Source organism: Pseudomonas sp. MCal1, from assembly GCF_026341415.1.
Classification (GTDB): Bacteria; Pseudomonadota; Gammaproteobacteria; order Pseudomonadales; family Pseudomonadaceae; genus Aquipseudomonas.
Genome location: NZ_JAKUMP010000005.1, coordinates 288,418 through 313,341, shown reverse-complemented (window position 1 = coordinate 313,341; position 24,924 = coordinate 288,418). Strand labels below are relative to the sequence as shown.

Here is a 24,924-nt window from a genome sequence, read left to right as displayed (position 1 = left end):
AAAATTATCCTCAGTCCTGCAATTCGGTCTGGCGTTCGACAGGGTCGATCAGCACGGCTTTCTGCTGGCGCACCAGCAGGTCGAGAATTTCATCCTGGCGCTCGCCGAGGATGCCGTTGAAGCTGATGCCGCTGGATTTGGTCGGCGCCAGCATCGACACGCGATACAGCTCGACACTCAACGGCGAATCGATCGACAGCGGACCGCTGCCGTTGGCCGCCAGTTCACCGCCGACCACGATCAGCGAGACCTGGGCGTCGAACGGGTCGAGCTCGATGTCACGGTCGGTGTCGGTCAGGTCCTTGATGTGCCCGTAGACGCCGGTCAGGCCGTTGGCCATGGCGACGTTTTCGTAAAGGCGGATGTTCACGCTGTTACGAATGCGAATGCCGTGGCGTTTATTGCTGATGACCTTGTTGCCCCACAGCAGGTTGTCGGCGGACTCGTAGAGCGTGATGCCGTCGGTGTGGTTCTTGTAGATCTCGTTGTAGGCGATCAGGTTGTTCACACTGTTACGGTCGATCACCAGGCCCGAGAGGTGGTTGTCGTAGCTTTTGTTGTTGAAGATGAAGCTGTCGTTGACCTCACGGGAAATGATGATCCCGTGCTTCTTCTTCGTGCCGTACACCGTGTTCTCGGCAATGATCAGACCGTGGGAACGGTCGTGCGGGTCGATGCCGTAGACGATGTTGTCCTTGTAGGTGTTGCCCTTGACCACGAAGTCGCGGGTCTCGTAGCAGTAGAAGCCGTACCACATGTCCGAGAACTCGGAACCGACGATCCAGCCGGTCGGCTCGGGACGCTTGAGCACCTTGGCCATGTTCGGCGTGTACTGGGAAATACTCACACCGTAGGACTTACTGTTGGCGTAGCCGAAACTGGCCATCTTGCTGTTGACGATGTAGGTCTCGGTGCCACCCCAGGCCAGCAGGAACGGGCGGAATTCCTTCGGCGAACGGAAGGTCGCCGGGCCGTTGTCCTTCTCGCGCCAGCCGGTGACCTTGGTGTCACGCACGAACAACTGGCCGTCGTTGACCAGGAACGAACCGGCTTCCTGGGACAGGCGCAGTTCCTGGGTCTGGCCGTCGATTTCGAGGATGCCTTTGCGGCCGACCACGATCGGCAGCTTGGCCAGATAGACGCCCGGCGATGTTTCGCTGAAGTACTGCTTGGGCAGTTTCTGCGCCAGCTCTTTCAGGTTCATGTAGCCGTCGTCGACGAAGATCGCCTGCGGGATGCCGTGCTGACGCACCACCCATTCGGCCATCTTGTTGTCGCCGCCGATGAAGTCCTTCAGGGCGTCTTCCTGCATCATCCGGCGCACGCTGATCTTGCCCGGTTTGCTGCGCACGATTTTCGCGGCGGCGGCTTCGGCGGTGTAGCCGGAGAGGTCGGGCAGTTTCGGCTTGGCCAGTTCCAGCGCGTCGGTCGGCGCGCTGCTGACGGTGTAGGTCTTGGCCTGTTGCAGCTCCTTGGCAGTGGTCACCGGCTTGGCCGGTTCCACACTGGCGAAGGCGCCGGCCGAGGCCAGCAGCATCGCGCCGGCCAGCAGGCTGAGTGAGCCTTTGCGGGCACTGTTCATGTCGGGCACTCCCTTGGCGGTCAGCATCAGAAGCGCCAGATCACGTCGATGAACGCGCGGTGCATGTACGAATCAACCTGGCTGCCGTAGGCATCACCCGGCTTGAACACACCGCCACGGAAACGTACCAGCGCCGACGGCTCGTCGATCGACTGGCTCAGCGCTGCCGGCAGCAAGCCTTGCTTGAAGTACTTGGTGACCACCAGATCCATTTCCTGGCCCAGATCCTTGTTGCCGTCCTGCAGTGGCAGCGAGGTGCTGGAGAGGATTGCACCGGTCACGTCGTCGGTGTTGTTTTCCACAGCGTTGATGCCGTTGCTGCCCACCGGTTTGTTGCCGTCCACGCGCCAGAACTTGTGGTAGATCAGGCTGGCGTCGTACTGGTCGTTGAGCATCCACGAACCGAACAGGGTGGCGGTCTGCATGTTGTTCATTTCGCCACGGAAAGCCTCGCCGAAACGGTGAACCCGCGAGCGGGTACCGGTGTAGTTCGAGCGGTTGCTTTCCAGGCCGTTCTGTTGGTAATCGGCGCTGGCACGGGCATAGGCCGCACCGACCTGCCACTGCGGATCGAGGCGCAGACGCACACCGACGTCGGTGGCCCAGCCGTTGATGTCTTCGCTGCGTTTGGCCTGCGCCGGGCGGGTGCCATCGGCGTTCAGCGGGTTGACCGTGTCGCGGTCGCCGCTCATGCCGGTGATGCTGCCCCAGTAGTTGACGGTGTTGGTGTTGCGCCAGTTGTAGGCGTCGCTGTCGGCGGTCAGGCCGAGCCAGCTGATGTCGCCGTTCTGGGTTTTGTCGAGGGTGTCGCGGGGCACACCCGGTTCGGCGTAATCGAGTTTGCCGTCGTCGTGGGTGTGGTGACCGCGAATCCCGACCCACTGGCCCGGCGTCCACTGGTAAGCGGCATCGGCGTAGGCGTGCAGGCGATCCTTGTCTTTCGGCGCCAGTTCCTTGAGGTCGGTGCGGTATTCGCTGAAGCGTTCGGCGACACCGGCGTTGGCGCGCAGCAGGGTGGTGTCGAAGGTCCAGTTCAGCGCTTCGATGTTGGTGTCGCGCCACTGACCGTCGTCGTTGCGCAAACGCTGGCGACCGAACTTGAGGATCTCGCCGGGGTAGGGCGTCAGACCGCTGTAACCGACCCAGAACTCGCGCATTGCCAGGTAGTTTTTCTTGGTCTTGCGGTCGCCGTTGTCGGTGGTCTGGGTGCCTTCGCTGTCGGACTGCTGCAGCGTGTCGGTCTCGATGATGTCGGTCGAGGTCACGGCCTGGCCCATGGCGTAGGCGCTCCACGCGCCGCTTTCGCCGTAGACCCACGGACGCAGATCGAGGCCGACGCCGTTGACGTCGCCGCCGCTGGCGGTGCCGAGGTCGCGGTCGTCTTCGGACTGGCCGGTGATTTTCACTTCGAGGCCGAAGTTCTTCGATTCAGTGATCGCGGCCAGGGTCGGACAAGACCAGATCAACGCGAACGTGAGGCCAATGCCGGCCTTCACAAAGGGATTCAATTTCATAGTTTTTCCTCGCCGTCTTCTTCTTGCAGGGCGTGCAGTTGCAGCGTGTTCTGGTTCAGGGCGCCACGGGCCGCCTGTTCCTGTTGCAGCAGGCGCCGGGCTTCGGCCAGGCGCTCGGGCGGCAGCTGGGCGGCGAGGGTGGTCGCCAGCTCGTCGGCTTGTGGGGTGTTTTGCGCCTTGGCCAATTGGCTGAACACATAGGCGTTGAGCGGGTCGGGCTTGGTGCCCTTGCCTTGGGAAAACAGCTGGGCGATGGCGAAGTCGGCGCTGTTCTGGCCGTTGCGCGCAGCGGTCAGCAGATGGTCGAGGGCCTTCTGCGGATAGACCTTGCCCAGGTAGCCACGGCGGTAGATCTGGCCGAGGTAGTAATCGGCGGCGACTTCGCGGCCGACGGCTTTCTGGAAATGTTCCTCGGCGACTTTCGCGTCGGCCGGGACCAGTTTGCCTTCGTAGTAGAGCTTGCCCAGCAACAGTTCGGCGCGCGACTGGTCGGCGGCGCGGCCGTTGTCCAGGTACTTCATCATCTGATCGACATCGCCCAGTTCCGGGAAGTCGTAGAGCAGTTGTGCCAGCGTTACCCAAGACGCCGGGTAGCCCGGCGCGATCGGCTCGAGCAGCGACTGCGCGGTTTTTTCGTCGGTCTTGCCCAGGGTCGAATCAGCCAGCACACGGGCAACGGAATCCACCCGCTGAGCGCTGACGGTGCCGCGGCTGTAACCGGCCTGCAGTTGTTTGATCAGCTCGGCCTGTTGCTCCGGCGCGCCACGTTTTTGATAGACCGTGGCCAGTTCGACGTAGCAGATGTCGGTGGTGTTGAGTGCGGCCTTGCAGATCTTTTCCACGTCATCCAAGTGCTGGTCGTAAGTGCCCTGGGTGCGGTACAGCAGCACTTGAGCGAGACCGGCTTCCGGGTAACCGGATTTGCGCCATTGGTCGATCTGCTGCTGAGCGTTGATGTTCGGGAAGCTGTGCGGGTATTGCAGGTACAGCATCGCGAGCGGAATCAGCGTGTTGCCTTCGCCACTGGCGGCGGCTTTCTTCAGCAGGGTTTCGGCTTCGTGATGTTCGGCCTCGGTGGAGCCGGGCTTGGCCACCAGCAAACGGCCGAGTCGGGCCTGGGCACGCGGCGAAACACTGGCGGCGGCGCGGTAGGTGGCTTCGGCCTGTTTCATTTGTTCCGGATCGCGACTGTCGACCTGAATATCGGCGAGGCCCACCTGGGCTTCGCTGTAACCCAGATCGGCCAGCGCACGGTAGTTCTGCGCGGCGGTCGCGGTGTCACCGCGCTTGAGCGCTTCGTTGGCCAGACGCTGGTCAGGCAGGCCGGCGCAACCGGCCAGACTGACTGCCAAGGCCAATGCGCACACCGAACCCATGTGGGAGCGAGCTTGCTCGCGAAAGCGGTGTGTCAGTCGGCACTGAGGCTGAATGTCAGAATGCATTCGCGAGCAGGCTCGCTCCCACAGGGTTTGTGGTGTGCTCGAGATGGGTGGAGTAGTCACAGGCATGTCCTCGACTTAAAGACCGGCTGCCATGGCTTTGTCGATCAGCCAGTTCAGGTTCGGACCACGGTCGCTGTTCACTTCCACCGGGCGGCCGGCGAAGCGGCTGTCCAGCGGTTCGTCCGGCTGGATCTGCACGCGGATGTCGGAGGACAGGTCAGCACTTTTCAGGCTGGTGCTGCTGATGATCTTGCCGGTGCGGGTCTTGTCTTCGCCGGCGATCTGGAAGCTCACCGGAGTGCCCGGACGTACGTCGCCGAACTGGCGATAGGAGAAGCGTGCATCGACGGTGGCCTGGGTATTGCGCGGTACCAGCTGGAAGATCACGTCGCCCTTGCTCGCATATTGACCGTCGGCCACCAGTTGCTGGGCCACGGTGCAATCGCACGGCGAGGTCAGAGTACCGGTCATCTGCTTGCCGAACAGTTCTTCAACCTTGGCCGGCTGCAGTTGATCTTCGTCCAGATGGCCCTTGAGCACGTCGAGCATGCTGGTGCTGAAAGTCGCCAGCGGTGCACCTTTGGCGGCAACGCCGTCGGATTTGACCAGGCTCTGCACAGTGCCGTCGCGCGGCATGGTGATGTTCATGCCCGGCACGCTGACCAGACCGGCCTGTGCATGGCTGACGAAGTACATGCTGTACACCGATTTGAAAATGAAACCCGCCGCCACCAGGCCGACCGCGAAGATACCGGCGCTGAACGTCACCGCTTTCAGACGCCCGAACGGGGTCATGCCGGAGTCGCCGTCCTTGACCTTGCGGGCCTTGGTGAAGTTGTCGCGCTGCAGGGTTGCCAGCACTTCGCCGATGCTGACGATGTCGCCGGCCAGGTGCGAAGTGATCAGGTGGCGCAGGGTCGAAATGTCCTGCGGCTCGAGGTTCTGGAACTGGCAGCCGACACGGCCCGTCTGCCGGTCGTAGGAGCGCACTTGCAGTTCAACGTCCATGGCCAGGCCGAGGTTGTCGATGACGAACTGCAGACGCGCCTTGTACACCTCGCCGACGGTCAGCGGCAGTTGTCCGGCATTGAACGCCAGACCACCGGCGGACAGGTCGAGGACCCGTGCTTCAACCGGAGTCCGGTCAGGGCCGAAGAACCGCAGCTTGGCCGGGATTTTTACCCGGGCGTGCTGGCGCTGGGCTTCGGATTCATGCACTACGTTGACGTTGACGGCGGTATTCATGGGGGCGATTTCCTTGTTAATTCAATAGGGGCAGGTCAGACCATCATCAGCAGCACGGCGACGAAAATGCTGCCGGCGGAGAAGGTCATGGTCCGAGACGACCAGGTGTTGAACCAACGTTGAAAGCTGGCGAGATCACGGGTCAGGGAAGTGGGTTGGCGAGTCCAGGATTGTTGGTCGAGGCGGAAGAACACGTAGATCTTCACCAGCGCGCCGACGATCTGGTTGTAATAGAGAATTGCCGGGTAAGCCGGACCGATCCGGTGGCCCGAGCAGGACAGCAACAGCGTCAGAATCAGTCGGGTGATGCCGATCCACAGCAGGTAAACCAGAATGAACGCGGTGCCGTATTTGAAGCTGGCGATGATTGCCACGGTCAGGCCGAGCAGCGATGTCCACATCGATACGCGCTGGTCGAACAGCACCACCGAGGTGAAAGCTCCGAGGCGTTTTACACCCAGGCCCAGCGCTCGGGAGTTCTGCCGCAGGTTGTTGCCGTACCAGCGGAACATCAGTTTGCGGCTGGCCTTGATGAAGCTCTTTTCCGGCGGGTGTTCAACGGTGTTGATCGCCGCGTCCGGCACGTAGAAGGTGTCGTAGCCCAGACGCATCAGGCTGAACCAGCTCGACTTGTCGTCGCCGGTCAGGAACTTAAAACGGCCTAGGCGCCAGTGTTGCAGCGAGTCGCTTTCAACGTCGGCGATGAATTCCGGGTTGGTGACCACGGTGGCGCGGAACACCGACATGCGTCCGGTCATGGTCAGCACGCGTTTGGACAGGGCCATCGAGCACATGTTGATGTGGCGCTGGGCGAAGCGCAGCTTGTGCCACTCGCTCATGATGTAGCCGCCGCGCACTTCGCAGAATTCGTTGGTGGTCAGGCCGCCGACGTTGCCGAACATCTGGAACCACGGCACGGTTTTGCGCACAACGCCTTCGCCGAGCACGGTGTCGCCATCGATCACGGCCACCACGGCGCGGTCGTCCGGCAGGTGACGGGAGATCGCGCGGAAACCAAACGCCAGGCCATCACGTTTACCGGTGCCGGGAATGCGCACGAAGTCGAGTTTCACGCGGTCCGGCGGATTCATCCGCGCCCACAGCGCCTTGACCAGCAGCTCATCGGACATTTCGACGATCGAGCAGACCACGGTGGTCGGCAGTTCGCAGTCGATGGCTTCGCGGATCACCGAGCTGTAAACCTGCGCGGTGGTCAACGCGTCGATGCGAAAACTGGTGACCATCAGAAACACATGCGACGGGTCCGCCGCTTTACCCAGCTTGCGAACCTTGCGGCGCAGGTGCGGGTAGACGATGTAGAGAAAGATCATGCCGCGCACAAAGTGCGTGGCACCCATCGAATAGCGCCAGATACCCACGGCGCCAATCAGGAAAATGAAGTCCTTCGACTCGGAGTCGAACGTGGACGTGGGCAGCATCAGGGCCAGGCCCATCAGCAGGCTCAGAAACAAAAGCCAGCCGGCGGATTGCAGAAAAAAATGTTTGAGCTTGGACATGACCGTCATCCGAAGGTGATGGGGGCTTCAAGCCGCCCGCCGATTCACGGCGGGCGGCTTGAAACTCGGGGCTTGCCGCTGCGTTACCAGCAGATGCCTTCGGTGCGGCTACCGGCGCTGGTGGCCTTGGACATGAAGCCCACCAGGTCGATCACCTGTTTGCCGTGCGGCGCCTCTTCGGCCAGTGCACGGAACTTCTCGTCGCGGTTGCCGAGGATGATCACGTCGGAGTTGTCGATCACCGAATCGAAGTCCGCGTTGAGCAGGGACGACACGTGCGGGATCTTCGACTCGATGTAGTCCTTGTTCGCGCCGTGGACACGGGCGTACTGGACGTTGCTGTCGTAGATGCTCAGGTCGTAACCCTTGCCGATCAGCATCTCGGCCAGTTCCACCAGCGGGCTTTCGCGCAGGTCGTCGGTGCCGGCCTTGAAGCTCAGGCCGAGCAGGGCGACTTTGCGTTTGTCGTGGCTTTCAACGATGTCGAAGGCGTTTTGCACTTGCGATTCGTTGCTGCGCATCAGCGAGTTGAGCAGCGGCGCTTCGACGTCCAGGGAGCCGGCGCGGTAGGTCAGGGCGCGCACGTCTTTCGGCAGGCACGAACCGCCGAACGCGAAGCCCGGGCGCATGTAGTACTGGGACAGGTTGAGGGTCTTGTCCTGGCAGACGACCTCCATCACTTCGCGGCCATCGACGCCCACCGCTTTGGCGATGTTGCCGATCTCGTTGGCGAAGGTCACTTTGGTGGCATGCCAGACGTTGCAGGTGTACTTGATCATCTCGGCGACGGCGATGTCCTTGCGGATGATCGGCGCGTCGAGTTCTTCGTACAGCGATTGCAGAACGTCGCCCGAAGCCTTGTCGAACTCGCCGATGACGGTCATCGGTGGCAAGTCGTAGTCGGCGATCGCGGTAGATTCACGCAGGAACTCCGGGTTTACGGCGACACCGAAATCAACGCCGGCTTTCTTGCCGGAGCAGTCTTCGAGGATCGGGATGACAACGTTTGCCACGGTGCCCGGCAGCACGGTGCTGCGCACGACGATGGTGTGACGGGTGGTCTTTTCGCGCAGAACAAAACCGATCTCGCGGCACACCGCTTCGATGTAGTTCAGTTCCAGGTCGCCGTTCTTCTTGCTCGGTGTGCCGACGCAGATCATCGACAGATCGGTGTCGCGAATTGCCTCGGCGAAGTTGGTTGTGCCGCGCAGACGACCGGTCTGGATACCTTGTGCCAGCAACTCGCCCAGGCCCGGTTCGACAATGGGAGATTTGCCAGCGTTGATCATGTCGATCTTGTCTTTGGCAACATCGACGCCAACGACGTCATGGCCCCGTGCAGACAGGCAACCGGCACATACTGCACCGACGTAACCCAAACCAAATATGCTGATGCGCATCGCAATTACCTCTGTATATATCAGGCCTTAGAGGGCCGGAGTTAATGGTTTTCAGCGTTCTTAGTGCACTCGAAAGTGTGACTTACAGGCGTCACAATGCCGTGTGCAGGCATACTTAAGTTCCGAGTGTCTAAATAAGTGCACTCAAGATGTGCGCTAACCAGGCCTTGTTGTTATGACGTGCCCTGTTATGCAGCCGATCCTCTGGTCAGAGGGCTCTCGTGCAATCGTGTTACACGCTCGATGCCAGGATAAATACCTGTAGATCAAGCGCTTGGGTGCTCAGGCGAGCACGTTTATAGGGGCGCGACCATGGCCTTGCAGGGGATATTAATGGTGCGTATCTCCTGTCCTTCGATAGTTGTCCAGAGTTGTTATCCATGGGTGCAAGTTGTTGTGACAACTTGGTTACATGGTTGGGTTCTCTGCGTAAGTTATCTCGTACAAACTCGGCGAGAATCGTTACCGGTGGTATGAGCTATGCATTTGGACATAGTTCCTGTCCGCTCATCGCGGAAGCAGAAATTTTTTGAAATATTGAGAAAGATGGCACTGCTTTCAAATTGATAGCACTTTCGATTTCGCCCTTTGTTAATCGGGGGATAATCGCGTTAGATGGTTTTGTGCCACTACTGTAAAAAAATTTAGGTGCCACTACTGAAAAAAATGACAACTGTCGAGTGAAACTAAAGATAGGAAAGAGGGTGATGTTTTTATGGCGCCAATAAGTCGGCGTAAACAGGCGGGGGATTTTTGACGTCGTGCGACCTGCACGACTCTCTTAATCAAGAGTCGTGCAGAAGTGCATGCTTTATTCCGGTGCGTGGTCGCGCAGAAACACCAGATTGTCGGGTTTCGATTGCTCGGCGCTGTAGCGATAACCCTGTACATCGAACTGCTTGAGCAGGGCCGGATCGTTGATTTTTTCCTGGATCACGAAGCGGCTCATCAGGCCCCGGGCCTTCTTGGCGTAGAAGCTGATGATCTTGTACTGACCGTTCTTCAGGTCCTTGAACTCGGTATTGATGATGCGCGCGTTCAGGGTCGTGCGTTTGACGGCCGAGAAGTATTCGTTGGACGCCAGGTTCAGCAGCACGTCATCGCCCTGATCGGCCAGTGCTTCGTTCAGCCATTCGCTGATGCGCGTGCCCCAGAAGGCGTACAAGTCCTTGCCTCGGGCGTTGGCCAGTTTGGTGCCCATTTCCAGGCGATACGGCTGCATCAGGTCGAGCGGGCGCAGCAGGCCGTAGAGGCCGGAGAGCATGCGCAGGTGCCGTTGCGCATAATCGAAGTCGGCTTCGCTGAAACTCTGGGCGTCGAGTCCGGTGTAGACGTCGCCCTTGAAGGCCAGCAATGCCTGTTTGGCGTTTTCCGGTGTGAACGCCGGTGTCCAGCTGCCGAAGCGCGCGGCGTTGAGGCCGCCGATCTTGTCGGACACGTGCATCAGCTCGCTGATCTGCGCCGGGCTCAGTTCGCGCAGTTGCTGGATCAGTTCCTGGGAATGGTCGAGGTATTGCGGCTGGGTGAAGCGCTGGGTCGCCGGCGGTGTTTCGTAATCGAGGGTCTTGGCGGGGGAAATCACCATCAGCATGAAGTCGTCTCCTTTAATCGTGGGGGCGATTCTAGGGGGTTGGGGCGGATGACTCCAGCTATCAGGTCCATAGGTGATCGGTGGTGTGCCACCCAACCCTGATCGTTCCCACGCTCTGCGTGGGAATGCAGCCAGTGACGCTCTGCGTCACCCCGGCAGCGGACGCGGAGCGTCCGGGGAGGCGTTACCACGCAGAGCGTGGGAACGATCACAAGGGATGGGTGTTGCTGCGGGGAATGGGGCAGGATCGGCTATAGTGCCGCGCGGGTTTTGTTATGGAGACACCCTTTGCGCATTGTTCTTTTTTTCGCCGCGTGGCTGTTGAGCGTCGGTGCCGTTGCGGCGCCGGGCGATATCGCGACGCTGGATCGCGGCACCTGGCCGGAGAAGCTCGACAACCCGACCCTGTTCGACGTCGCCTCACGGGCGGAAATCCTGATGTTCGCCCGAGGCCTGCTCGGCACCGAAGCACTGGACGAAGCGGCGCTGGCCCAGCGTCTGGGACTGCGCACGGTCAATCTGGATGCGATCAACAGCCTGCGCGAGCGCCTGTGGCAGCGCCTGCTGGCCAACTACAACTTCGCCCAGCAAAGCTGCGATCAGGACGCCTCGTTTTGCTTCCTCGTCGAAGACTTGCCGACCCTGCGCGAGCAGGCGGCCAAATTCGTGGTCAGTGACGAGAGCTACTACACCAAATGGGCCGAACCGAGCCGGATCTTCCATCTGCAGTACCTTGATGAGCTGATGCGCAAGGCTGCGCTGTCGCCGCAGACCAGCAGCGAACTCGATCATTTCGCAGACTACGAGCGCAACGGCGACGACATGCACGATCGCCTGTTTCTGCTGAGTTTCGACAGCGCCGCCAACCTGCAACCGGACAATACCGACTGGCTCACCGAGTACCTGCGCAAGTCGAACCTGAGCGGCACCTTTTTCATGTTGGGCAAGGATGTTCAGGCGCGGCTGGCCGATCGTTCGGTGAGCAGTCTGCAAGCGACGTTTTCGCAGCAGTGCGTCGGCGTTCAGGGCTGGGAATTCCGCTCTCACAGCCACTGGCAGGACTGGCAGGATTCGGTGCGACGCAGTGCCGACCTGGTGCGCAACAAGCTGCCGGAAAACTACGTGCCGCTGTTCCGTCCGCCGGAAGGCCAGCGTCGCAGCGATGCTGGGGGGTTCTTCAACAGTCAGGGCTTGCAAGTGGCGCTGTGGGACATCGATGCCCAGGACGGCGCCGGCAAGCTCAAGGGTGCTCCGAGCGCGCAGCGCGTGCTGACCCTGATGCTGTTGTGGCGACACGGAGTGATCAATTTCAACATGAAGCAGGATGCGGTGAAGACCGCGTTGCCGTGGCTGATCACACAGACTGCGCAAAGCGGCATCGGCTGGGAAGACTGTCAGGACGCGTTTCGATGAAAAACGGCAAGAGCCCGGAAATATGGGGCTTGGGGTGAATTTTTTGCAGGATTCGATGCAGGCGGACTTCCGACTCTAACGGGGGCAGGGCGGTCCGCCAAGGGCTTTTCGTCACTTTGCAAAATAAACTTCAAAAAAGCGTCAAAGTGCTTTTTTCTGTCACGGGTTTTGGAGTATTACGAAGTCAGACCGCCGAAACCTGCAACACAGGTGGCGTCTTCCAAGACCCATTTTGTGTGCGGTTCACCTGCTATCCCGACAAAAGCTGTGCAGGTGGATTCGGCAGTCACTTCGAGGCGCAGCACCGCCGAGGTATTGCGTCGAATGGCTCCCACAAAGGTGACCGAGTATGGATGATCACGGACGTAGCCCCTCCTCCAACCAGCCAATCCTTTATGTACTCGATACCAACGTACTGATTCACGATCCGAACGCTCTGCTGAATTTCGAAGAACACCACGTCGCGATCCCGATGACCGTGCTTGAAGAGCTGGACAAGCTCAAGAGCGGGCATCACAGCGTGGCCGCCGAATGCCGTCAGGCGATCCGCCTGATCGACAAGACCCTGGGCGATGCTTCCCCGGAAGATGTCGAGCTGGGGGTGCCGATCCAGCGCGGCAAGGGCGGTCCGAAGGGCTTGCTGTCAATTCTGATGAGCAAGCAGGCCGAATCGAACCTGATTCTGCCCGAGCATCTGAACGACAACAAAATCATCAACCAGCTGATCGACCTGCACACCCGCGACCCGAAAAAACCGGTGGTGCTGGTCACCAAAGACATCAACATGCGCCTCAAGGCGCGCGCCTGCGGGATTGATGCCGAGGACTACAGCACCGACCAACTGGTCGACGACGTATCCCTGCTGCCCAACGGCTATCACAACATGACCGGCTCCTTCTGGGACCGTGTGAGCAAGGTCGAAACCCGTCAGGACCATGGCCGCACCTGGCATCAGGTGCAATTGACCGATAACCTGCCGGCCGTGCACATCAACGAATTCATCATTGATGAGCAAGGGTTTGTCGGCTGGATCAAGGAGATTGAAGAAGACCGTCTGCTGATCCTCGACCTTCATCAGGAACCGCTGCTGCACCAGGAAGCCTGGGGCCTCAAGCCACGGGACATCTATCAGAGTCTGGCGCTGTATGCGCTGCTGGATCCGGACATTCACCTGGTCAATCTGTCCGGCGCCGCCGGCTCGGGTAAAACCATTCTGGCGCTGGCCGCTGCGATCGAGCAGACCATGGTCAGCAAGCGCTATCGTCGCATCATCGCCACCCGCAGCGTGCAAGGCCTGGACCAGGAAATCGGCTTCTTGCCCGGCACCGAAGCGGAAAAAATGGAGCCTTGGCTGGGCGCCATCACCGACAACCTCGAAGCCTTGCACATGGATGACGAAAACACCCATGGCAGCGTCGACTACATCCTCAGCAAAGTGCCGTTGCAGTTCAAATCGCTCAATTACATTCGCGGTCGCAGCTTCCAGCAGAGCCTGATCCTGATCGACGAATGCCAGAACCTCACGCCGCACCAGATGAAAACCATCATCACCCGGGCCGGCGCCGGTTCCAAAGTGGTGTGCCTGGGCAACCTGGCACAGATCGACACCCCTTACCTGTCCGCGACCAGCTCCGGGCTGACCTACCTGACCGAACGCTTCAAGGATTTCCCCAACGGTGTGCACATCACCCTGCAAGGGGTGCCTCGCTCGATCCTGGCCGAATACGCCGAATCGCATCTGTAACCGTCAAACGCAACCGGGCGACTGCAAAGTCGCCCGGTTTTTTATGTGCGCAATTCTGACCCCCAGGTTTACAATCGACGCTCCTGATCAGGAGTAATCCCGTGCTGACTCATCTCGATTCCCAAGGTCGCGCCAACATGGTCGACGTCACCGAAAAAGCCGTGACGTTCCGTGAAGCGACGGCCCAAGCGCTGGTGCGCATGCTGCCCGACACCCTGCAGATGATCGTCAGCGGCGGCCATCCCAAGGGCGACGTGTTCGCCGTGGCGCGCATTGCCGGCATTCAGGCGGCGAAGAAAACCAGTGACCTGATTCCCCTGTGCCATCCGTTGATGCTGACCGGCGTCAAGGTCGAGCTCAGTGCCGAAGGCGATGACGCGGTGCGCATCGTCGCCCGCTGCAAACTGTCCGGGCAGACCGGCGTCGAGATGGAAGCGCTGACCGCCGCCAGCGTCGCCGCCCTGACCATCTACGACATGTGCAAGGCCGTGGATCGTGGCATGACCATCGAAAGCGTGCGTCTGCTGGAAAAGGTTGGCGGCAAGAGCGGGCATTTCCAGGCGGAGCAGCCATGAACCTGACCGTGAAATTTTTTGCCCGTTACCGCGAGGCGCTGGGCGTGGACTCGGTGAAGGTCGAGGGTGACTTCGCCACCGTCGATGACGTTCGTGCGTTGCTGGTGCAGCGTGACGGCGCCGAGGTGCTGAGCGAGCAGAATCTGATGTGCGCGCGCAACGAAGACCTCTGCCAGCTCGACGAGCCGGTGGCGGATGGCGACGAAGTGGCATTTTTCCCCACCGTGACCGGAGGCTGAGCCATGCGCATTCGAGTGCAGTCCGAACCGTTCGATCCGGGCGCCGAAGTCAACGCGATGCACGCGGCCAATGTCGGCGTTGGCGCGGTGGTGAGTTTCGTCGGCTACGTGCGTGACTTCAACGATGGCCTCGATGTCGCCGGAATGTTCCTCGAACACTATCCGGGCATGACCGAAAAGGCCCTCGGCAAGATCGCCGTAGAGGCCGAGCAACGCTGGCCGCTGTTGAAGCTGGAAGTGCTGCACCGCATCGGCGCGCTGGAACCGGGCGAACCGATCGTGTTTGTCGCCGCCGCCAGTGCCCACCGCCAGGCGGCGTTCGACGCCTGCGCCTTTGTCATGGATTACCTGAAAACCCGCGCGCCGTTCTGGAAGAAAGAGAACACCAGCGACGGCCCGCGCTGGGTTGAAGGCCGTGACAGCGATCATGCGGCGGCGGATCGCTGGAAGCAGTAATTCCTCTGTCGACTTAGAGTCAGTCTTCGCGAGCAAGCTCGCTCCCACAGGTTTTAGATAATCCTCGTGGGAGCGAGCTTGCTCGCGAAGAGGCCATCCGAATCACCAATTCCCTCAAGTTCACCTCCCCGACCATCGGCCAGAAATGATCGGTCTCGCCCAATTGACGATTTGTACGTAAAAGTCCAGTATGGATTTACAAGTACAAAAAAGGTCTTTCCCCGTTTCAGCTTTTTTCTTCTGTCTTGCCAAACCAACAACAACCCGCGAGAGAACGAACATGAAGAAATTCCCCCTCATCACCGGTCTGGCACTGAGCCTGTTGGCGTGCAGCAGCGCGTTCGCCGCCGAGAAAACCCTGCGCATCGGTATCGAAGCGGCGTATCCGCCCTTCGCCTCGAAAACCGACAAGGGTGAAATCGTCGGTTTCGACTACGACATCGGCAACGCCCTGTGCGCGCAGATGCAGGTCAAGTGCGTGTGGGTCGAGGGCGAGTTCGACGGTCTGATTCCTTCCCTGAAAGTGAAGAAGATCGATATGGCGCTGTCGTCCATGACCATCAACGAAGATCGCAAGAAGTCGGTGGACTTCACCCACAAGTACTATTTCACCTCGTCGCGGCTGGTGATGAAGGAAGGCGCGAGCGTCGATGACCAGTACGCCAGCCTCAAGGGCAAGACCGTTGGCGTGCAGCGTGCGACCACTACCGACCGCTACGCCACCGAGGTGTTCGAGCCCAAGGGCATCAACGTCAAGCGTTACGGCAACAACGAAGAAATCTACATGGACCTGGCGGCCGGGCGTCTCGACGCGATTTTCGCCGACACCATTCCGCTGACCGACTTCCTGTCGATGCCTCGGGGCAAGGGTTACGCCTTTGTCGGGCCCGAGTTGAAGGACCCGAAATACGTGGGCGAGGGCGCGGGGATTGCGGTGCGCAAGGGCAACACTGAGCTGGTCAGCCAGTTGAACACCGCCATCGACGGCATTCGCGCCAGTGGTGAGTATCAGAAGATTTCCGAGAAGTACTTCAAGTCGGACATCTACGGCGACTGACAGTCCGCCATCGCTGGCACGCCAGCTCCCACAGAGATTTTCGGTGTACACAAAACCTGTGGGAGCTGGCTTGCCAGCGATGAGGCCGTCAGATTCACCGCAAAATCTTCAGCCCTTCAATTCCTTCAAATGCTTGTACACCGTCGCCCGTCCCATGTTCAGGACATTGGCCACATAGTTCGAGGCGCTCTTGCCCTTGAACGCCCCCTCGGCGTGCAGCGCCAGCACCAGTTCGCGTTTGTGATCACGGGTCAGCAGGTTCAGGCTCAGTTGCCGTTCGCGCAGCCAGGCGTGCAGGAAAGTGTTGATCCGCTCCTGCCAGTCATCGCGAAACAGCGAGTCCGGTTGCGGGATCAGCTTGCTCGGCGAGAGGAACAGATCCAGCGCAGCCTTGGCATTCTCGAACAGTGAAATATTCAGGTTGATGCACAGCACCGCCAGCGGATGACCTTCGCTGTCGCGCAGCACGGTGCTCAGGCTGCGAATCTTCTGGCCGTCCCAGTTGAGCTTTTCGTACGGGCCGATGTTTCGTTCGCTGACGTCGTCGCTGAGCATGTCCTCCAGCGACGATTCATCGCCGATCACCCGTTTCGACAGGTTGTTGGCGATGTAGTCGACCTTCTGCGTGCGCAGGTCATGCAGCACCACTTCGGCATGGGGAAAGAACAGCGTGGCGATGGCGTCGGCGATGGCGTGGTAGTTATCCAGCGCGGCGTCATGCAGCTCGGGCGTGTGTTCGGGGGCGGTCATAACTGTGGAGCTCCAGGCAACGTCAGCGCCCCCGTGATCCGGGGGCGTTGCGAGTGTGCCGCAATCCGTCGGGCGCGTCATCCGGGCGGACGGTCAGGCCAGGCGGGAAGGGGCGAGCATGGCGGCGGTCAGGCCGAATTGCTCAAGGTGTTGGGGCAGCGATTCGCCACGCACCAGCGCTGCGCTGGCCATGCCCATGGCCGGTGAGGTCTGGATACCGTAACCGCCCTGGGCCGCGACCCAGAACAGCCCCGGCACTTGTGGGTCAAACCCGGAGAGCAAATCACCGTCGGCGACGAAACTGCGCAGACCGGCCCAGGTGCGGGTCGGGCGGCGGATGGTCAGGGTCGTCGCCTCCTCGATCTGGTAAATGCCCATGGCAATGTCCAGTTCTTCCGGTTGCACGTCGTGCGGCTCGACCGGGTCGGCGTTGGCCGGTGAGCCGAGGAACATCCCGGCATCGGGCTTCATGTAAAAGGATTCGTCGAGGCTGACCAGCATCGGCCAGTGATGAATGTCCACGCCTTCGGGGCCGGCGAAGATGAACGCGGCGCGACGTTTTGGTTGCAGGCCCAGCGGCCGGGCGCCGGCCAGCGCACCGATCTTGTCGGCCCAGGCGCCAGCCGCGTTGATCACGATGGGCGCGCTGAAGGTTTGGTCATTGGTCTGCACGTGCCAGATTCCGTCGGCATCGCGGCTCAGCCCGAGCACTTCGCAATCGGTCTGCACCTGGCCGTTGTTACGACGGATGCCGCGCAGATAACCCTGATGCAGGGCGTCGGTGTCGATGTCGCTGGCGGTCGGGTCGTAGATCGCGCCATGGACTTTTTCCCGGCGCAGGATCGGCAGCCTCGCGCAGGCTTCATCCGCGCTGAGCAACTGCATCTCCGGCACTGTGGCTTTGGCGCTCAGGTATTGATTGTTCAGCTCGGCGGCGTCCCCGGTGAAATCCACGGTCATTTCCCCGCGCGGGGTCAGCAGCGGGTGCTCGCAGAAACCGCTGGGCGGATGGTCGAAGAATTCGCGGCTGGCCTGGGTCAGCGCCCGGACCTGCGGTGTGCCGTAAGCGGCGGTGAACAGCGCCGCCGAGCGCCCGGTGGAGTGATAGGCCGGATGCGACTCGCGCTCCAGCACCACGACCTTGCCGTGCTGCGACAGCCAGAAACCGGTGGAAGCGCCGGCAATCCCGCCGCCGATGATGATGAAATCTGCATGACTCATGAAAATCTCCGGTGTCAGCGCTGCAATTGATAGATGGCATTGGCCAGGGCGATGTCTTCCAGACCCAGACCGATGGAGCGGAAAAACACGTGATGCTGGTAATCGGGGCGCTGCACTTTTTCGCTGAGCAGATCCGCCAGGTCGCCGAGGATCGCGCTATTGTCCCAGCCATGTTGTTCGCGGGCGATCAGCATCTCGCCGGCCGAGCCCGGGGTAGTCGGGCGATAGTCGCAGAACACCTGCATGTCGTTGAGGCTTTGCGGCGGCACTTCGTGGGCGCGCGGTGCGTTGGTGCTGATCGAGGTGATCAGTGCTGGTTTGTTCAAGGTCGCCGGGTCGATCACAGGTCCTGCGGACGAGGTGCAGAGCATGATCACATCGGCTTCGGCGATGGCGGCTTCGCGGCTTTCGGCGATGCTCACCCGTGGATCGAGGGCTTGCAGTTGTCGGATGGTTGCCGGGTCTTCGCTCAAGGTAGGTGAGTACACACTGATGCTCTGCCAGTCGCGCAATGTTTTGACGTAATGCAGGTGCGCCTGGGCGACCTTGCCGCTGCCGATGATTGCCAGGCGTTTTGCGTTCGACGGGGCCAGGGCGTCGACGGCGACAGCTGTGGTTGCCGCCGTGCGGGCGGTGGTCAGTTCGCCGGCATCGCAGAGCAGCAACGGTTGACCGGTCTGCATCGACATCAACAGCGTCCACGCCGTCACCAGCGGGCCTTGTTCGCGAACGATGTACGGCGAGGTCTTGACTCCGTACACGCCATCTTCTGCCAGCACGCCCAGATAGTTGATGAAGTCCCCGGCGCCCTGGGGAAATTCCACCAGTTGCTGCGCCGGTTGCACCGCATGCCCGGCTGCCAGATCGCGGAACAGCTTGCGCAGGATCTGCGGCACATCGATCCGGGCCAACAGCTCGCGGGCCTGGGTTTGGTCGATCACGTAGGGCGTACTGGTCATGGCAGACTCCGGAGACTGTTTTTAAACTAATTTGTCTATTATGGACTTTTAGTTCTGTTGAACAATATCCGGGCGAAAAAAAAGCGCAGTCCGTTGCCGGCTGCGCTTCTCTTTATGGTGCCGCTTACTGTGGACGCTTGCGCTCAACCGCCCGCAACAGATGGGTCGGCGGCGTTTCACAGCTGATCTTGCGACCGAGTTTTTCTTCGATGGACGGCAACTGATAGGAGTCGTCTTCACCGGCGAAGCTGATCGACACACCGTCGGCGCCAGCACGACCGGTACGACCGATGCGGTGCACATAGTCGTCCGGGACTTCCGGCAGGGTGAAGTTGATCACGTGGCTGATGCCATCGATGTGGATACCGCGACCGGCCACGTCGGTGGCGACCAGGACGCGGATCCTGCCTTCGCGGAAGCCTTCAAGCGTCTTGATCCGCTTGTGCTGCGGCACGTCGCCGGACAATTGCGCGGCGTTGATGCCGTCGCGCACCAGGCGTTCCTCGATGCGCCGCACTTCGTCCTTGCGGTTGGCGAACACGATCACTCGCTCCCAGCCGTTGTCGTTGACCAGGTTGAAGAGCAGTTTGTATTTGTCGGCACCGGCCACCGCATAGATGTGCTGTTCGACATTTTCGTTGGCCACGTTGGTGACCTCGATTTCGACGATCGCAGGATCGGTGGTCCACTGCTTGGCGAGGTTCATCACGTCATCGGTGAAGGTCGCGGAGAACAGCAGGGTCTGGCGTTCGCTTTTCGGCGGAGTCTGGCGAATGATCTGACGCACTTGCGGGATGAAGCCCATGTCGAGCATGCGGTCGGCTTCGTCCAGCACCATCACTTCAACCATGTCCAGGTGCACGTCGCCGCGCTGGTTGAAGTCGAGTAGGCGGCCAGGCGTTGCGACGAGGATGTCGCAATGGCGCGCTTCGAGGTGCTTGAGCTGCTTGTCGAAGTCCATGCCGCCGACGAACGTCATGACGTTGAGGCCGGTGTACTTGGTCAGGTCGGCGGCGTCCTTGGCGATCTGCACCACCAGCTCGCGGGTCGGCGCGATGATCAGCGCCCGTGGCTCGCCCATGTAGCGCTCTTTCGGCGGCGGCGTCTGCAACAGCTGGGTGATGATCGAGATCAGGAACGCGGCGGTCTTGCCGGTGCCAGTCTGGGCGCGGCCGATGGCGTCTTTGCCGGCGAGGGTATAACCCAGCACCTGAGCCTGGATCGGCGTGCAATACGGGAAGCCCAGGTCGTGGATGGCATGCATCAGTTCCGGGGCGAGCTTGAAATCGTGGAAGCGGGTCTTGCCTTCCTGCGGCTCGACGACGAAGTCTTCGAGTTTCCAGGGGATCACCGGCGCCTTGGGCTTGGGTTCGCGACGTGGTCTGGCCGGTTTCGGGGCTTCGCTGCGCGCAGGCTCAGTGGCGGGCGTGGCAGCCGGAGCGGGTTTCGGTTCGTGCTTTGGGGGCGTGGCGGGCGTCTGGCGGCCGGCCTGGCTGGCATCGTTGCGATGACCGGGGGCGTGCGACGGCGCAGTGGGGACTGGCGCGAGCTGCTCAGCCTCGCTTTTACCGAACATTTTCTTGAGTGCTTTGAGCACGGTCATCTCATCAATTGGTTAAGGAATGTACGCCGGCCAGTGTAATGCAAGAAACGGGCGCGGCGTAGTGGGATGATCAAAGGGCGACCCCTGTCGCAATTGTCAGCGCAAGCGTTCGCTGAGCCACACGCCGATGTCGCGAATTTCTTCGGGTAACACTTCGTGCTCCATTGGGTATTCCTGCCATGTCACGGTGACACCATGGGCTTTGAGATACTCATAAGCCGTGCGACCCATCGAGTTCTGCACCACGTTGTCGAACTGGCCGTGCAGCGCCAGTGCCGGAATCCGTTGCTGGCTGGCGGATAACTCCAGTTCATCGCTGAACGTCGGCGCGTATGTCGATAATGCCAGTACCCCGCCCAGCGGCCCCTGCCATTTCAGAAACGCGGTGTGATAGACCACGGCGCCGCCTTGGGAAAAACCGGCCAGGAAAATCCGCGATGCGTCTATTCCGCTGCTTCGCTGTTCTTCGATCAATTCGATGATGCGATCGGCGGACGCTTCCAGCTCATCGTGGTCGATCGACCGCGCCGGGCTCATGGCTTTGATGTCGTACCAGCTTGGCATGGCATATCCGCCATTTATCGTCACCGGGCGCGTCGGCGCCTGAGGCAGCACGAAACGTGTGCTCAGCAGGCTTTCCTGAAGCGCTTCGGCCACCGGCAGAAAGTCGTAGCGGTCGGCGCCGAGGCCGTGCAGCCAGATCACGCAGGCGTCTGCGGGCTTAACAGGCTGAAGAATCAAGGGCTCGGTCATGGCTGCTCCAATTGTGTGCGGGCGCTCTCATTGAGTGCGTGATTTGCGTGCGCGCCCGGTTGATCCGTTAAGAAGATGTCGCAAGGGTGCAAGTTTTGCTATTGACCTGTCACTCAATCGCTTCAGCAGCCGGTGTGGTACGGGCTTTGCTATGAGGTAGTCGTGCAATCAATCTCGCGCCTGGCGGTAACACTATCAGTGAACGCCGGGTGACGGGATAGCAAAGAATCCGGTGATGGATGTTCGCCAATGGCCGCAACGGGCTTAGCGAACGTGAAAGGGCTACCGCCCGTTCGGCCGAATGGTGAGAAGTGAGTTGTCCATGATGTGGATTTTCTCCTACTAGACTCATAGCGAAGGTCCTGCGTCGGTTGACCCCAAAAAAAGCCAACACGGGTCAACAACGCCTCAAAAGGGTGCGACTGGACTCAAGCTCCGACACAACAAGAGCAAAACTGGAGGTTTGAATGAAGATGTTGAAATCCACTCTGGCGATCGTGACTGCTGCTGCAGTACTGGGTGTCAGCGGGTTCGCTCAGGCGGGTGCAACCCTGGATGCAGTGAAGAAGAAAGGATTCGTGCAGTGCGGCGTCAGCGATGGCTTGCCAGGCTTCTCGGTTCCGGATTCCACCGGCAAGATCGTGGGCATCGATGCTGACGTCTGCCGCGCCGTGGCCGCTGCCGTGTTCGGCGACGCGACCAAGGTCAAGTTCAGTCAGTTGAACGCCAAGGAGCGTTTCACCGCTCTGCAGTCGGGCGAGATCGACATCCTGTCGCGCAACACCACCATGACCAGCTCCCGTGACGCGGGCATGGGCTTGAAATTCCCGGGCTTCATTACCTACTACGACGGCATCGGCTTCCTGGTAAACAACAAGCTGGGCGTCAAGAGTGCCAAAGAGCTGGACGGTGCAACCATTTGCATCCAGGCCGGTACCACTACCGAACTGAACGTTTCCGACTACTTCCGCGGCAACGGTCTGAAATACACCCCGATCACTTTCGACACCTCCGATGAAAGCGCCAAGTCGCTGGAATCCGGTCGTTGCGACGTGCTGACCTCCGACAAGTCCCAGCTGTTCGCCCAGCGCAGCAAGCTGGCTTCGCCGAAGGATTATGTCGTTCTGCCGGAAACCATTTCCAAGGAACCACTGGGCCCGGTCGTGCGTAACGGCGACGACGAGTGGCTGGCCATCGTGCGTTGGGTTGGCTACGCGCTGCTGAACGCCGAAGAAGCAGGCATCACTTCGAAGAACGTCGAAGCTGAAGCCAAAGCGACCAAGAACCCGGATGTCGCTCGTATGCTCGGCGCAGACGGCGAATACGGCAAAGACCTGAAACTGCCGAAGGACTGGGTCGTACAGATCGTCAAGCAAGTCGGCAACTACGGTGAAATCTTCGAGAAAAACCTCGGCAAGAGCACTCCGCTGGAAATCGACCGCGGCCTGAACGCGCTGTGGAACAACGGCGGCATTCAATACGCACCACCAGTGCGCTGATGGTTCTGTCACCCGGCAGGCCAACTGCCGGGTGACGTTCTGTTCCATTATTTCCGGGGCACTTCATGCAAAATTCAATCGGCGCACCAAAGCAGAGGCTCAGCCTCAGCGATCCACGAGTGCGTGCGTGGGTATTTCAGATCATCACCATCGTGGCGGTGGTCTCCCTGGGCTGGTATCTGTTCGATAACACCCAGACCAACCTGCAACACCGGGGTATCACTTCGGGGTTCGACTTTCTCGAGCGCAGTGCCGGGTTCGGCATCGCTCAACACCTGATCTCCTACACCGAAGCGGACAGTTATGCCCGGGTGTTTGTCATCGGCCTGCTCAACACGCTGCTGGTGACCTTCATCGGTGTGATCCTGGCCACAATTCTCGGCTTCATCATCGGCGTCGCGCGCCTGTCGAAGAACTGGATCATTTCCAAACTGGCAACCGTGTACGTGGAGGTTTTCCGTAACATCCCGCCACTGCTGCAGATCCTGTTCTGGTACTTCGCGGTGTTCCTGACCATGCCGGGGCCGCGCAACAGCCACAACTTCGGCGATACCTTCTTCGTCAGCAGCCGTGGCCTGAACATGCCGGCCGCGCAAATGGCCGACGGCTTCTGGGCGTTCGTGGTCAGCATCGTGGTGGCCATCGTTGCCATCGTGCTGATGAGCCGCTGGGCCACCAAGCGCTTTGAAGCAACCGGCGAGCCGTTCCACAAGTTCTGGGCTGGCCTGGCGCTGTTCCTGGTGATCCCGGCGGTGTGCGCACTGATCTTCGGTGCACCTGTGCACTGGGAAATGCCGAAGCTGCAAGGCTTCAACTTCGTCGGTGGCTGGGTGCTGATTCCGGAACTGCTGGCCTTGACCCTGGCGTTGACGGTGTACACCGCGGCGTTCATCGCCGAGATCGTGCGTTCGGGCATCAAGTCGGTCAGCCACGGCCAGACCGAGGCGGCGCATTCGCTTGGTCTGCGCAACGGCCCGACCCTGCGCAAGGTGATCATTCCGCAAGCGCTGCGGGTCATCATCCCGCCGCTGACCAGCCAATACCTGAACCTGGCGAAAAACTCCTCGCTGGCGGCCGGTATCGGTTATCCGGAAATGGTTTCGCTGTTCGCCGGCACCGTGCTGAACCAGACCGGTCAGGCGATCGAAGTCATTGCCATCACCATGAGCGTGTACCTGGCGATCAGTATCAGCATTTCCCTGCTGATGAACTGGTACAACAAGCGCATCGCGCTGATCGAGCGGTAAGGAATAGCGCATGAGTACTCATACTTTCAAACCCGACATGCCACCGCCGGCCAAGGTCTTCGGCCCGATGGCGTGGATCCGCGCGAACATGTTCTCCAGCTGGCTCAACACCCTGCTGACGCTGTTTGCGTTCTATCTGATCTACCTGGTGGTACCGCCGATCCTCAGTTGGGCGATCCTCGATGCCAACTGGGTCGGCACCACCCGCGCCGACTGCACCAAGGACGGCGCCTGCTGGGTCTTCATCCAGCAGCGTTTCGGCCAGTTCATGTACGGCTACTATCCGCCGGAACTGCGCTGGCGCGTGGACCTGACCGTGTGGCTGGCGGTCATCGGCGTGGCGCCCTTGTTCATCAAGCGCGTGGCGCACAAGGCGGTGTACGGCCTGAGCTTCCTGGTGATCTACCCGATCGTTGCCTGGTGCCTGCTGCATGGCGGCGTCTTCGGCCTCGACACCGTGGCGACCAGCCAGTGGGGCGGTCTGATGCTGACCCTGGTGATCGCCACTGTCGGCATCGCCGGTGCGTTGCCGCTGGGGATTGTCCTGGCACTGGGCCGACGCTCGAACATGCCGGCGATCCGTGTGGTCTGCGTGACCTTCATCGAGTTCTGGCGCGGCGTGCCGTTGATCACGGTGCTGTTCATGTCCTCGGTGATGCTGCCGCTGTTCCTGCCCGAAGGCATGAACTTCGACAAGCTGCTGCGGGCGCTGATCGGCGTGATCCTGTTCCAGTCGGCGTACGTCGCCGAGGTGGTGCGCGGTGGTCTGCAAGCGATCCCCAAAGGCCAGTACGAAGCCGCGGCCGCGATGGGCCTCGGTTACTGGCGCGCCATGGGCCTGGTGATTCTGCCGCAAGCCCTGAAGCTTGTGATTCCCGGCATCGTCAACACCTTCATCGCGCTGTTCAAGGACACCAGCCTTGTGATCATCATCGGCCTCTTTGACCTGCTCAACAGCGTCAAGCAAGCCGCTGCCGATCCGAAATGGCTGGGCATGGCCACCGAAGGCTACGTGTTCGCCGCCCTGGTGTTCTGGATTTTCTGTTTTGGCATGTCGCGCTATTCCATGCACCTGGAACGCAAGCTCGACACTGGCCACAAGCGTTAGGAGTTTTTT

At 60.5% G+C, this 24,924-nt stretch carries 21 protein-coding genes; 9 read left to right on the top strand and 12 right to left on the bottom strand.

Going from position 1 to position 24,924, the window contains the following annotated elements:
* Positions 1–10: 10 nt before the first annotated feature.
* The 7 genes from algG to yaaA form a co-directional block, all read right to left on the bottom strand.
* Positions 11–1,582 (bottom strand): mannuronan 5-epimerase AlgG, encoded by a 1,572-nt coding sequence (algG, locus tag MKZ87_RS11385; protein WP_227234517.1) that lies wholly within the window; start codon positions 1,580–1,582, stop codon positions 11–13.
* Between the two features lie 26 nt (positions 1,583–1,608).
* A complete protein-coding gene (locus tag MKZ87_RS11380) occupies positions 1,609–3,096 on the bottom strand; it encodes an alginate export family protein (RefSeq protein WP_227234519.1) in 1,488 nt (495 codons plus the stop codon).
* The gene (gene algK / locus MKZ87_RS11375) at positions 3,093–4,538 is read right to left on the bottom strand and encodes an alginate biosynthesis TPR repeat lipoprotein AlgK (RefSeq protein WP_305880209.1); all 1,446 of its coding nucleotides are present in this window, start codon (positions 4,536–4,538) and stop codon (positions 3,093–3,095) included. Before algK ends, MKZ87_RS11380 begins: the two co-directional genes overlap by 4 nt.
* A 75-nt stretch (positions 4,539–4,613) precedes the next feature.
* Positions 4,614–5,783, bottom strand: coding sequence for an alginate biosynthesis protein Alg44 (locus MKZ87_RS11370; RefSeq protein WP_266200901.1), 1,170 nt, complete (start codon positions 5,781–5,783; stop codon positions 4,614–4,616).
* Between the two features lie 35 nt (positions 5,784–5,818).
* Positions 5,819–7,300 (bottom strand): mannuronan synthase, encoded by a 1,482-nt coding sequence (gene alg8, locus MKZ87_RS11365; RefSeq protein ID WP_176247718.1) that lies wholly within the window; start codon positions 7,298–7,300, stop codon positions 5,819–5,821.
* Between the two features lie 83 nt (positions 7,301–7,383).
* Positions 7,384–8,700 carry a nucleotide sugar dehydrogenase gene (locus tag MKZ87_RS11360; RefSeq protein WP_085698542.1) on the bottom strand — a complete coding sequence of 439 codons (1,317 nt, stop codon included), beginning with the start codon at positions 8,698–8,700 and terminating at the stop codon, positions 7,384–7,386.
* Positions 8,701–9,511: 811 nt separating this feature from the next.
* Positions 9,512–10,291, bottom strand: coding sequence for a peroxide stress protein YaaA (gene yaaA, locus MKZ87_RS11355; protein ID WP_266200900.1), 780 nt, complete (start codon positions 10,289–10,291; stop codon positions 9,512–9,514).
* A 288-nt stretch (positions 10,292–10,579) separates the two neighbouring features.
* On the opposite strand from yaaA, the gene MKZ87_RS11350 reads away from it, so the two are divergent.
* The 6 genes from MKZ87_RS11350 (at position 10,580) to MKZ87_RS11325 (ending at position 15,775) form a co-directional block, all read left to right on the top strand.
* Positions 10,580–11,704 (top strand): polysaccharide deacetylase family protein, encoded by a 1,125-nt coding sequence (locus tag MKZ87_RS11350; protein ID WP_266200899.1) that lies wholly within the window; start codon positions 10,580–10,582, stop codon positions 11,702–11,704.
* 349 nt (positions 11,705–12,053) lie between these two features.
* A complete protein-coding gene (locus MKZ87_RS11345) occupies positions 12,054–13,448 on the top strand; it encodes a PhoH family protein (protein WP_085698545.1) in 1,395 nt (464 codons plus the stop codon).
* Between the two features lie 101 nt (positions 13,449–13,549).
* Entirely contained in the window at positions 13,550–14,023 is a 474-nt protein-coding gene (moaC, locus tag MKZ87_RS11340; RefSeq protein ID WP_007957321.1) for a cyclic pyranopterin monophosphate synthase MoaC, read from the top strand.
* A complete protein-coding gene (locus tag MKZ87_RS11335) occupies positions 14,020–14,262 on the top strand; it encodes a MoaD/ThiS family protein (protein ID WP_085698546.1) in 243 nt (80 codons plus the stop codon). The genes moaC and MKZ87_RS11335 overlap by 4 nt, the downstream gene beginning before the upstream one ends.
* A 3-nt stretch (positions 14,263–14,265) precedes the next feature.
* The gene (gene moaE / locus MKZ87_RS11330; protein ID WP_085608144.1) at positions 14,266–14,718 is read left to right on the top strand and encodes a molybdopterin synthase catalytic subunit MoaE; all 453 of its coding nucleotides are present in this window, start codon (positions 14,266–14,268) and stop codon (positions 14,716–14,718) included.
* Positions 14,719–14,998: 280 nt separating this feature from the next.
* Positions 14,999–15,775 (top strand): ABC transporter substrate-binding protein, encoded by a 777-nt coding sequence (locus tag MKZ87_RS11325; protein ID WP_011332566.1) that lies wholly within the window; start codon positions 14,999–15,001, stop codon positions 15,773–15,775.
* A 108-nt stretch (positions 15,776–15,883) separates the two neighbouring features.
* Here MKZ87_RS11325 and MKZ87_RS11320 read toward each other — a convergent pair whose 3' ends face one another.
* The 5 genes from MKZ87_RS11320 to MKZ87_RS11300 form a co-directional block, all read right to left on the bottom strand.
* The gene (locus tag MKZ87_RS11320; protein ID WP_007957327.1) at positions 15,884–16,525 is read right to left on the bottom strand and encodes a helix-turn-helix transcriptional regulator; all 642 of its coding nucleotides are present in this window, start codon (positions 16,523–16,525) and stop codon (positions 15,884–15,886) included.
* 93 nt (positions 16,526–16,618) lie between these two features.
* A complete protein-coding gene (locus MKZ87_RS11315) occupies positions 16,619–17,746 on the bottom strand; it encodes an NAD(P)/FAD-dependent oxidoreductase (protein ID WP_266200898.1) in 1,128 nt (375 codons plus the stop codon).
* A gap of 14 nt (positions 17,747–17,760) precedes the next feature.
* Positions 17,761–18,705, bottom strand: coding sequence for an ornithine cyclodeaminase family protein (locus MKZ87_RS11310; protein WP_085698548.1), 945 nt, complete (start codon positions 18,703–18,705; stop codon positions 17,761–17,763).
* 124 nt (positions 18,706–18,829) lie between these two features.
* Complete coding sequence (gene rhlB / locus MKZ87_RS11305) at positions 18,830–20,308, bottom strand: ATP-dependent RNA helicase RhlB (protein ID WP_085698549.1); 1,479 nt, start codon at positions 20,306–20,308, stop codon at positions 18,830–18,832.
* 96 nt (positions 20,309–20,404) lie between these two features.
* Entirely contained in the window at positions 20,405–21,061 is a 657-nt protein-coding gene (locus tag MKZ87_RS11300) for an alpha/beta hydrolase (RefSeq protein ID WP_085698550.1), read from the bottom strand.
* Positions 21,062–21,528: 467 nt separating this feature from the next.
* On the opposite strand from MKZ87_RS11300, the gene MKZ87_RS11295 reads away from it, so the two are divergent.
* From MKZ87_RS11295 to MKZ87_RS11285, 3 genes are all read left to right on the top strand, one after another.
* Positions 21,529–22,560 carry an amino acid ABC transporter substrate-binding protein gene (locus tag MKZ87_RS11295; protein WP_085698551.1) on the top strand — a complete coding sequence of 344 codons (1,032 nt, stop codon included), beginning with the start codon at positions 21,529–21,531 and terminating at the stop codon, positions 22,558–22,560.
* A gap of 65 nt (positions 22,561–22,625) precedes the next feature.
* Positions 22,626–23,807 (top strand): amino acid ABC transporter permease, encoded by a 1,182-nt coding sequence (locus MKZ87_RS11290; RefSeq protein WP_266200897.1) that lies wholly within the window; start codon positions 22,626–22,628, stop codon positions 23,805–23,807.
* Positions 23,808–23,817: 10 nt separating this feature from the next.
* Positions 23,818–24,915: an amino acid ABC transporter permease gene (locus MKZ87_RS11285; RefSeq protein ID WP_085698553.1), complete on the top strand. Its 1,098-nt coding sequence runs from the start codon at positions 23,818–23,820 to the stop codon at positions 24,913–24,915.
* Positions 24,916–24,924 lie beyond the last annotated feature (9 nt).

What these genes read in the sequence shown, in the direction of transcription:
- algG (WP_227234517.1), bottom strand. Translation starts at nt 1,582, where the DNA reads ATGAACAGTGCCCGCAAAGGCTCACTCAGCCTGCTGGCCGGCGCGATG.
- MKZ87_RS11380 (WP_227234519.1), bottom strand. Translation starts at nt 3,096, where the DNA reads ATGAAATTGAATCCCTTTGTGAAGGCCGGCATTGGCCTCACGTTCGCG.
- algK (WP_305880209.1), bottom strand. Translation starts at nt 4,538, where the DNA reads ATGCATTCTGACATTCAGCCTCAGTGCCGACTGACACACCGCTTTCGC.
- MKZ87_RS11370 (WP_266200901.1), bottom strand. Translation starts at nt 5,783, where the DNA reads ATGAATACCGCCGTCAACGTCAACGTAGTGCATGAATCCGAAGCCCAG.
- alg8 (WP_176247718.1), bottom strand. Translation starts at nt 7,300, where the DNA reads ATGTCCAAGCTCAAACATTTTTTTCTGCAATCCGCCGGCTGGCTTTTG.
- MKZ87_RS11360 (WP_085698542.1), bottom strand. Translation starts at nt 8,700, where the DNA reads ATGCGCATCAGCATATTTGGTTTGGGTTACGTCGGTGCAGTATGTGCC.
- yaaA (WP_266200900.1), bottom strand. Translation starts at nt 10,291, where the DNA reads ATGCTGATGGTGATTTCCCCCGCCAAGACCCTCGATTACGAAACACCG.
- MKZ87_RS11345 (WP_085698545.1), top strand. Translation starts at nt 12,054, where the DNA reads ATGGATGATCACGGACGTAGCCCCTCCTCCAACCAGCCAATCCTTTAT.
- MKZ87_RS11335 (WP_085698546.1), top strand. Translation starts at nt 14,020, where the DNA reads ATGAACCTGACCGTGAAATTTTTTGCCCGTTACCGCGAGGCGCTGGGC.
- moaE (WP_085608144.1), top strand. Translation starts at nt 14,266, where the DNA reads ATGCGCATTCGAGTGCAGTCCGAACCGTTCGATCCGGGCGCCGAAGTC.
- MKZ87_RS11325 (WP_011332566.1), top strand. Translation starts at nt 14,999, where the DNA reads ATGAAGAAATTCCCCCTCATCACCGGTCTGGCACTGAGCCTGTTGGCG.
- MKZ87_RS11320 (WP_007957327.1), bottom strand. Translation starts at nt 16,525, where the DNA reads ATGACCGCCCCCGAACACACGCCCGAGCTGCATGACGCCGCGCTGGAT.
- MKZ87_RS11315 (WP_266200898.1), bottom strand. Translation starts at nt 17,746, where the DNA reads ATGAGTCATGCAGATTTCATCATCATCGGCGGCGGGATTGCCGGCGCT.
- MKZ87_RS11310 (WP_085698548.1), bottom strand. Translation starts at nt 18,705, where the DNA reads ATGACCAGTACGCCCTACGTGATCGACCAAACCCAGGCCCGCGAGCTG.
- rhlB (WP_085698549.1), bottom strand. Translation starts at nt 20,308, where the DNA reads ATGACCGTGCTCAAAGCACTCAAGAAAATGTTCGGTAAAAGCGAGGCT.
- MKZ87_RS11300 (WP_085698550.1), bottom strand. Translation starts at nt 21,061, where the DNA reads ATGACCGAGCCCTTGATTCTTCAGCCTGTTAAGCCCGCAGACGCCTGC.
- MKZ87_RS11295 (WP_085698551.1), top strand. Translation starts at nt 21,529, where the DNA reads ATGAAGATGTTGAAATCCACTCTGGCGATCGTGACTGCTGCTGCAGTA.
- MKZ87_RS11290 (WP_266200897.1), top strand. Translation starts at nt 22,626, where the DNA reads ATGCAAAATTCAATCGGCGCACCAAAGCAGAGGCTCAGCCTCAGCGAT.
- MKZ87_RS11285 (WP_085698553.1), top strand. Translation starts at nt 23,818, where the DNA reads ATGAGTACTCATACTTTCAAACCCGACATGCCACCGCCGGCCAAGGTC.